The organism is Mesobacillus sp., assembly GCF_049588175.1.
Classification (GTDB): Bacteria; Bacillota; Bacilli; order Bacillales; family Cytobacillaceae; genus Mesobacillus.
The window spans coordinates 1-2,516 of record NZ_JBAVFI010000601.1 but is presented as its reverse complement, the minus strand read 5'-3'; the positions used below and the strand labels follow the sequence as shown (position 1 = coordinate 2,516).

2 protein-coding genes and 1 pseudogene are annotated in these 2,516 nt (G+C 39.0%); 2 read left to right on the top strand and 1 reads right to left on the bottom strand.

Annotation, left to right across the window (positions count from 1 at the left end; genetic code table 11):
* Positions 1-422, bottom strand: a pseudogene (locus WB217_RS14620) (ParM/StbA family protein); the annotation flags it as partial.
* A 185-nt stretch (positions 423-607) separates the two neighbouring features.
* Between WB217_RS14620 and WB217_RS14615 the strand changes: the two are divergent.
* Both WB217_RS14615 and WB217_RS14610 read left to right on the top strand, forming a co-directional pair.
* Positions 608-1,393 (top strand): CsxC family protein, encoded by a 786-nt coding sequence (locus WB217_RS14615; protein WP_423993967.1) that lies wholly within the window; start codon positions 608-610, stop codon positions 1,391-1,393.
* A 321-nt stretch (positions 1,394-1,714) separates the two neighbouring features.
* The gene (locus tag WB217_RS14610) at positions 1,715-2,494 is read left to right on the top strand and encodes a CsxC family protein (protein WP_423993966.1); all 780 of its coding nucleotides are present in this window, start codon (positions 1,715-1,717) and stop codon (positions 2,492-2,494) included.
* Positions 2,495-2,516: the final 22 nt, after the last annotated feature.

The window sequence follows — 2,516 nt, the reverse complement described above, 5'->3', positions numbered from 1 at the left end:
TCCTTATACTGTGTAGTTGGAAGAGAAACGGCTAATTGATCAATTGAATAATTTATTTCAATGTCATCTGGATTGATTAAAGAAGCATGATAGGCTGCTGCAGCGAACAAAAGGACATATGTGCGATCCTCATCTGCTTTTTGGTTATTGCTCGATGTCAAGCTGACGTTCCTTTGTTTTGCAGCGGCTTTGCCTGCATAAAAAACTTCTCTTTTGTTAATGATTGCTGGGCTTTTTATCTCTGCAATCAAATTTTCCTCTAGGTCTATATCTTCCTCGTCATACGGCTTTTCATAAAATTCGTCATCATATAGGGCGATGGCATTTGGCAGCTGGTATTCAGACAGTTCCCCTTGATCAGAGGCCAAAACTTTATACCAGCTGTTGCCTATATCGACCGCAAAGAAATTATGTTTATTCATTTTATCCTCCTCCTTTTGAATTCTATGCAAAAGGCATGTTCACCTGTGCAAGTACCCAACAAAATGGTGCCTAATTCTTCAAATCTTTTAAAAATCCGCATTTACACTGATGAATTCATCTATGCCAAATAAACCTGGAAGAATAGGATAAATTGTACAAGAAATTTATAAGGAGGAATAAAAGAATGACTAAAGATCATCACGGTTCTAAGGGCTGTGTTAATGTAAATCAATCGGCTTCCATGGAGCAATGTGAGAATGTTACTGTAAACCCACCATTAGTAGACGCAGGACCAACAATTGTGCAATTGCCTATTACACTGGCCGAAATTCGTGTAACAAGCAATTTGGTTGCAAATATACACTTCCCTGATCCTGTTCTGGAAATCAAAGATATTAAAAAGCGGGTGAAAATTGTACAGTGCAGACTATTATTAGGTGGAAACACTGTTGATCCTGTTACTGGCTTATTAACCAGACCCATTCCGCTGTTCATCAAAGGTTTCATCCGCAAGAATATCCAGTATGCAACACCTTGCCCACATGCCAAGAGTGACTGCGTAGCATCAGAGATACGCTCCCTGACTGTAGATGTACCATTTGAGTGTGTAACAAATATCGCCCCAGACCAATTCTTTACAAATCCAATAATTCCCGATATCAATACACGAAACGAATTTGATTTCTTTAGAGCTCAAAATTTGGGTCACGGGTTCCCGGAAAAAGATGAATTGCTCTCCAGCGACCTTTCCCAATTCCATCAAGTGAGCGAACAGTTCTATAACCAGCTTCCGTATTGTGAGCTGATTTCCAGCAGGATTGTTCAGTGGGATGAGGCAATTGATCGTTATCCACTACCTGGAAGGGCTCCATTCGAGGAAGGAACATTCGAAACAATCGTTGAGAAATCAATGTTGGATTTCACAATTAAAGTATTGCAAAAGCAGCAAGTAAGGATTCAAGCTCTATAGGCCATAGTAGATTCATTAAGTGTGGATAATTGATTGCTTTAAAGCATGCCATTTTCAAATCTGAAACCGGCATGCTTTTTTGTTTTGCTTATGATTGTATATTCACGTTGATTGAATTTGCCAATGACAATAGAAGAAAAAAATCTCTTAAAAAAATTTTATTGGATTCACTAAGCAAGTACAGCCTATGAAATTAAAGGGGAATTGCTGGGTACTTGCCTTAAATTCCGCTATTGCCTACGGGCTAACGCCTAGACCCAAATAATGAAAGTGCATAGGATAGAACATCTTCACTCTCAGGAGTTTAAGGAGGAGCCATGTATGTTTGAATCAGATAAAAATAAAAAGCCCGATTACGAGTGCAAGCCTTCAAATGATCACTTTGAATGCAAGCCTCACCATCATCATCCGCACGTTAGTCTTGGGAAAATTGTTACAAAAGTTCCGGTGGTGCTTGCGGAGTTAACTCTGCAAGTGAATCTGGATACGATCATCAATTTTCCAGAGCCAGTATTGGAAATCAAGGATATTAAGAAGAGAATTAAATTAACTCAATGCAGACTGCTGCTACCGACAAATAAATTATTCATTAAAGGATTTGTCAGGAAAAATATCCAGTATGCAAGCCCTTGCCAGGATATTCAAGCTTCTTCATCATCGTCTGTAGCTTCTGACCTGCACTCTTTAACAGTAGATATTCCATTCCAGGTAATTGCTGAAATCAAACACTTCCTGTCAAAGCCAGTTATGCCTCAAGTGAACAACCGCAAGGAATTTGATTTCTTTGTATCAAAACCATTACCTACTGGATTCCCGGAAAAAGACGAATTGCTGACAAGCGATTTATCTCAGTTCCACCAGGAAAGCACACAGCACTATAATGAATTGCCTTTCTGTGAACTGGTATCCAGCCAAATTATTGAATGGGATGAGGCAATTGACCGTCAGCCGCTTCCAACAGCTTCGCCGATTGATGAAGGATTTTTTGAGAAAATAGAAGAAAAAATGGTTATCGATTTCACAGTGAAAGTTCTGCAAAACCAGCAAATCCGTGTTTCTTCAGCAACAAATGATCCAGATTACTTTGACGAATCAGAATAAAAATTATTTCAAAAATGGAGGG